Origin of the sequence: Synechococcus sp. R5-12, assembly GCF_047502655.1 — a bacterium.
GTDB lineage: Bacteria > Cyanobacteriota > Cyanobacteriia > Thermostichales > Thermostichaceae > Thermostichus.
Genome location: NZ_JANSIM010000198.1, coordinates 1 through 4,916 on the forward strand (window position 1 = coordinate 1; position 4,916 = coordinate 4,916).

The following is a 4,916-nucleotide window of genomic DNA, read 5'->3' on the forward strand; positions in this document are numbered from 1 at the left end:
TGAACAGTGATGTTCAGCAGTGTTCAGCGTAAATGTATCAGACGTCACCTCCTATTGGGGTTTCGTAAGTTTTTCAGAGGGGTGTAGTCCTCAATCCAAATAGGCGCTCAACTCCTGCTCCAATGTAGGCAGTTGCACCTCTCCCTGCTCCAGCTCTTCCAAATCTTCCAGTTGCTTGCGCAAACGGGCGATCCGCTCTTGCAGGCACTCTTTGATGCCTTTGGCCCCCAAACCGAGGCAGCTGCGGCAGACTTCCCCGTAGATTTGCCCGCGGTCGTTGTAGACCACCGCCAGCAACACTTGGTGCCCTTTTTTCTGGATGGGGTTGGCCCATCCCCCACAGATAATGCAGGGCACTCGGCCATTGCCCCCGTAAATGCTGCGTTCCCAGACGATTCTCACGCTCAGCCTCAATGCAACTTGTTGCCCACCAGCATAAAAACCCAGGGGGATCCCTTGCCACCCCAAGATCCTTAAGATCCTCAATGGATCGCCGGCTCCCTTTTTTCTTCCTGAGAGAGGTTGGGGGTGAGAGCTAAAAAGGGATCCCGGCGGCTAGGTGCTGGGCCGGGCAGATTGAGAGCGGTCGATGGTGCGATAGGTGAGGCTGGCAGCCACCTCTAGAGCTTTGGCGGCGTCGCGGAAATAAAACCCCAACTCCTCATCCTTCTCCGTGCGGTTGGGCTTATTGAACTTGGCCTTGAACTGCACGTTGCAATACATGGCCAACCCCACCAGAACCTCTGACAGGCCGTGCTGGTTGATCAGCCGCTCCACGTCCGTAAGCAGGCTTTTGATCAGAGCATCGGCTACCGGTTCTGGCAAACTGTCCAGGTCGTGCATGGGGGTTCCTCAACCAACAAGATCAAACGAGCCAACGGGTCTGGAAAATCGAGATGGATCTGGGATCCCGAAGGCAACCTCTCCTGATTTTCCTGCATCTTTTCCAGAATGCCCAATCCCCTTGCCAACGCTACCACCACTGCCGCAGCCAGCCCCACAGGCCCGGATACCGAATGGATCGCTCCCGGGCCGCTTGTTCCAGATGATGGGCGTGGTCTTGGCTGCCGGGATCCCGCAGACGATTCAGGCGCATCAAATAGGCATAGCGGTGGATCTGTTCTCGCAACTGAACTGGGGGAAGGGCAAAGCACTCTGGGCAAATAGGGCCGAGATTCAGACCCCTATCGTTGAAAAGGCAACGAACTCGCTTCCCGCCCGCAAAACGCTTTCCGCAGGCGGCACAGTAGCAAGCTGAGGGCTGGTTGGCAAGGCGCTGCCAGCGAATTCGCATGGTCTTCCCGACAAAAAGGCAAGCAACGTGCAGGCAATTCGCTGTAGCCATAATAGGCTAGAAGCTGGTGAGCAGAACCCAGGATGGGGGGGCCTGGAGTATCGAAAACCATGCCGCAACTCTACGACTGTGTCATCGTCGGCGCCGGCCCTGCTGGAGGATCTGCCGCCTACCATCTGGCCAAGCGGGGACGCTCGGTGCTGGTTCTGGAAAAGGATCCCTTGCCCCGCTACAAACCCTGTGGGGGCGGCGTTTCTCCTATGGTGGCGGCTTGGTTTGACTTCGACTTTGGCCCCGCCATTTCCCTCAAGATCCGGCAAATCCGCTACACCTGGCGCGGCGGCGATCCGGTGGTGGTCGATTTGGATTTGAAAGAGCCCGTTTGGATGGTGCGGCGGGATGTTTTCGACCACTACCTGATTCAGCAAGCGCAAAAGCAAGGGGCAGCGCTCCAGGCAGAATGCCCTGTCTCTGGCCTTGAGTGGCAAAGCGACCGCTGGCAAGTGATGACAACCGCCGGCCCGGTCTGGGGTCGGTACGTGATCGGGGCCGATGGGGCAAAAGGCTCAATGGCCAAGTGGCTGGGCTTTCAGGAACGCCGCCGTCGCTTGGCTGCCGCCTTGGAAGCAGAAGTGCCTCTCCTGCAGCCGCAAACTGCAGCCGCCCATTTTGACTTCGGCGCCGTCAGCAATGGCTACATTTGGAACTTCCCCAAGGCTGATGGCTACTCGATTGGAGCCGGCACCTTTCGGGGTGGAGAAAAACAAAACCTGCGGGAAATTGCCGCCCAATATGCCCAAAGCTTTGGCGTAGACTTGAAGTCGGTCAAGCCGTTTGGCCATCCCATCTGCCTCTGGGACGAAGATCAACCGCTTCACACCCAAAATGCCCTCTTGGTGGGAGATGCCGCCTGCGTTATCGATCCGTTTACCGCTGAAGGGATCCGCCCTTCCCTTCTCACCGGCATGTTGGCGGCCCAGGCCATCGATCAAGCTCTAGGCGGGGATACAGAAGCTCTGGCGAACTACTCTGCCCGCGTGCAGCAGGAATGGGGCTCAGAAATGCGCTGGGCTAAGCGGATTGCGGCGTTGTTCTATCGCTTTCCGGGCGTGGGCTACAGGGTGGGCGTCAAACGACCGGGAGCCACTCGGCGCATGGGCCAGATCTTGGCCGGTGAACTGCGCTACAGCGATGTGGCCAGCTCAGCTATTCGCAAGTTAAGCGGTGGTCTGCTCGCCTAAGCCCGGCACCGACAGACGCGGGCGAGATCCAGGATCGTCGAAGCGCTTGCCGATCACCAGGCAGTTGCGACCATCCGCTTGGCGGCTGTAGCTGAGGTGAGTAGAGAGAGCTTTCATCAGCAAAATACCCCGTCCCCCCTCGGACTCAAGATTGGCGTTGGGCGATGTGGGATCCGACAAGTTCCGAGCAAATCCCTCCAGATCAAACTCCTGCCCCTGATCCCAGATGCGCAACTCCAGCCCTTGCGGCATCAGCAGCAGCTCAATGTCGATGGGCGTACTTTCCGGCAGAGCGCGGTGGGCGTGGCGAACGGCGTTGGTAAACCCCTCTACCAAAGCCAACTGACATTCCGCCCAAATGGGATCCGGGATGCCCGCATTTCGGAAAGACTCAAACCAGGTCAAAACCTGGTCAAGCGCGTCCAGGGTTGTGTCAACCCTCAGCGCAAACGTTTGCCTCTTGTCCAGAGGGATCCCTGCTGCGTTCAAAACCGAACCCCAACGATAAGGATTTAACCTGCACCCATCAATCCTGGCCGGATTGACCCTACCAGATTCTAGACCAGAGCCCTGCTGGGACGTGTCATCCCCCATTTGGGGGGGTAGCTAGGGAGCGATGACCAAATCCACGCGGCGGTTCCGCTGCCGTCCGGCTTCTGTGTCGTTATCGGCAACGGGCAAGGTGGGACCAAAGCCAGAGGTTGTCCAACTGATGGGATGGCCTTCCGGCAGCAGCTTCGTCAAATAGTCCTTAACCGCATTGGCGCGGCGCAGGGAAAGAGCCAAGTTGTAGTTTAAGGGCCCAATGTTATCGGTGTGGCCGTTGACTTGAACGCGAGCGCCGGGCATGGCCTCCAAGGATTTTGCCACCTGGGCCAACAGCGCCGCTGCTTCAGGTCGAATCTCGGCTTTGTCAAAATCGAACAGCAAATCGCCCGGCAGGCTGATGGTTTGGGTTCCCACCTGAAAAGAGGTCGGCGTTTTGGTCGGGGCTGGGGTGCTTTCTTCTCCTGGGACGATCTCGGCAGCAGTGGAAGATTCCCTGATAGGCTCAGAGCCTGTTTGAGAACGCAGCCGTTGCAGCCGCGACTCCAATTCCTCAATTCTGATCAAGAGCTGGATCACCTGCTGGCGGATTTCCCGGATCTCCCCTTCCAGATCCGTGGGGCTCTCGTGATTTTCCTCTGGATCTGCATTTGGATCTGCATTGGCTGTTGGGCTGGCCACCGGAAGATTGGTCTGGGGTGGAGCCAAGGTGGGCAGGATCGGTGGTGTGGGAGAAACGGGTTGAGTGGGAGAGATGTTGGTCTCCGGCTGGGGCTGAGGCTGAGCCTGCTGGGGAAGCACCATCCCAACCCAGATCCCGCTGCTGACCAAGAGGATCCCGCTTAGGGAATGGAGAGCGACTGTTAGGAGCTGGGACGAACGAGCCATTGCAGGCAAACCTCCGGCTGGATGGGCGCAGGCAAGGAGCAGGAACTCCTCTCAACTCAACCCTCAAGACCCATCCTAACCGGCGACCCGATCTCGCCAAGGGGATTCTCGGTCGGTCCAACTGCCACTTCCCGCCATCTGCTGTGGGAGGCTAATCAAAACTGATGCGACCTCGATAACGCCCTATGAGGGTTAGGCCGTTGATGGGATCCGCCAAATCCGCCACAAAAGGGGGAAAGCGGGGATTGTCGCTGATCACCTTCACCTGGGACCCAGGCAGGCGCTGCAGCCGTTTGACCAACAGATCCCCATCCATCTGAAAGACGTAAATGCCTTCACAGCCCAGGTCTCCACCCTCTTGCCGCTCCACAAAGATCCAGTCGCCATCCTCCAACGTGGGAGACATGCTATCCCCCTGCACCCGAATCAGACTTAGATCGGCAGGGTTTCCCTTCAAGTGCGTCCGCAGCCAGTTTCGCTCAAAAGCAATCACCGATTCGATCGATTCTTCCCGCACCAACACCCCCGCTCCGGCAGAGGCGGCTACATCGACAAAAGGCACATACACATACTCTGCTTTCGCGTCGGGATGCAACTGCGGGGATCCCTCCCCTGTAATCAGCCAATTGAGGTTGACCTGGCCCACTTGGGCAATTTTCACGGCCTTATCAATGCCGGGCACGGATCCCTTCAGGTAGCTGCGCAAGGCCGTATCGCTAATTCCGGCCCGTCGCCCAAACGCATAGACGGCTTCATCGCCAATCACCCATCGCAAGCGGTCTGCAAAAGAAGAGCCAGAGGAGATGGACATCGGCTTAACGCTACATATTGTGTATAAGCAGATTTTTACCACTATATCTTGACAAGTCAACGACCGGTGCAGCCATTTGGGGAGAATCTTCAACGTAAACTACCCGGCTCCGACCGCTAAGCGGTACGGAGCGGGC

General features: G+C 57.9%; 7 protein-coding genes. 1 reads left to right on the forward strand and 6 read right to left on the reverse strand.

Features of this window, described 5'->3' with window-relative positions; all coding sequences use genetic code 11:
• Nucleotides 1-90: 90 nt before the first annotated feature.
• From NW843_RS10535 to NW843_RS10545, 3 genes are all read right to left on the reverse strand, one after another.
• Nucleotides 91-402 carry a hypothetical protein gene (locus NW843_RS10535; RefSeq protein WP_011433892.1) on the reverse strand — a complete coding sequence of 104 codons (312 nt, stop codon included), beginning with the start codon at nucleotides 400-402 and terminating at the stop codon, nucleotides 91-93.
• 153 nt (nucleotides 403-555) lie between these two features.
• Entirely contained in the window at nucleotides 556-843 is a 288-nt protein-coding gene (locus tag NW843_RS10540; RefSeq protein WP_011433893.1) for a hypothetical protein, read from the reverse strand.
• A 130-nt stretch (nucleotides 844-973) separates the two neighbouring features.
• The gene (locus tag NW843_RS10545) at nucleotides 974-1,294 is read right to left on the reverse strand and encodes a hypothetical protein (RefSeq protein ID WP_041436713.1); all 321 of its coding nucleotides are present in this window, start codon (nucleotides 1,292-1,294) and stop codon (nucleotides 974-976) included.
• A gap of 110 nt (nucleotides 1,295-1,404) precedes the next feature.
• Here NW843_RS10545 and NW843_RS10550 point away from each other — a divergent pair, with 110 nt between their 5' ends.
• Nucleotides 1,405-2,535, forward strand: coding sequence for a geranylgeranyl reductase family protein (locus NW843_RS10550; RefSeq protein WP_011433895.1), 1,131 nt, complete (start codon nucleotides 1,405-1,407; stop codon nucleotides 2,533-2,535).
• Here NW843_RS10550 and NW843_RS10555 read toward each other — a convergent pair.
• From NW843_RS10555 to NW843_RS10565, 3 genes are all read right to left on the reverse strand, one after another.
• A complete protein-coding gene (locus tag NW843_RS10555; protein ID WP_414421911.1) occupies nucleotides 2,512-3,024 on the reverse strand; it encodes an ATP-binding protein in 513 nt (170 codons plus the stop codon). The two genes, NW843_RS10550 and NW843_RS10555, sit on opposite strands and share 24 nt — an antisense overlap.
• A 117-nt stretch (nucleotides 3,025-3,141) precedes the next feature.
• Complete coding sequence (locus NW843_RS10560) at nucleotides 3,142-3,969, reverse strand: OmpA family protein (RefSeq protein ID WP_414522912.1); 828 nt, start codon at nucleotides 3,967-3,969, stop codon at nucleotides 3,142-3,144.
• A gap of 151 nt (nucleotides 3,970-4,120) precedes the next feature.
• Entirely contained in the window at nucleotides 4,121-4,780 is a 660-nt protein-coding gene (locus NW843_RS10565; protein WP_414418074.1) for an XRE family transcriptional regulator, read from the reverse strand.
• Nucleotides 4,781-4,916: the final 136 nt, after the last annotated feature.

What these genes read in the sequence shown, in the direction of transcription:
- NW843_RS10550 (WP_011433895.1), top strand. Translation starts at nt 1,405, where the DNA reads ATGCCGCAACTCTACGACTGTGTCATCGTCGGCGCCGGCCCTGCTGGA.
- NW843_RS10545 (WP_041436713.1), bottom strand. Translation starts at nt 1,294, where the DNA reads ATGCGAATTCGCTGGCAGCGCCTTGCCAACCAGCCCTCAGCTTGCTAC.
- NW843_RS10565 (WP_414418074.1), bottom strand. Translation starts at nt 4,780, where the DNA reads ATGTCCATCTCCTCTGGCTCTTCTTTTGCAGACCGCTTGCGATGGGTG.
- NW843_RS10540 (WP_011433893.1), bottom strand. Translation starts at nt 843, where the DNA reads ATGCACGACCTGGACAGTTTGCCAGAACCGGTAGCCGATGCTCTGATC.
- NW843_RS10560 (WP_414522912.1), bottom strand. Translation starts at nt 3,969, where the DNA reads ATGGCTCGTTCGTCCCAGCTCCTAACAGTCGCTCTCCATTCCCTAAGC.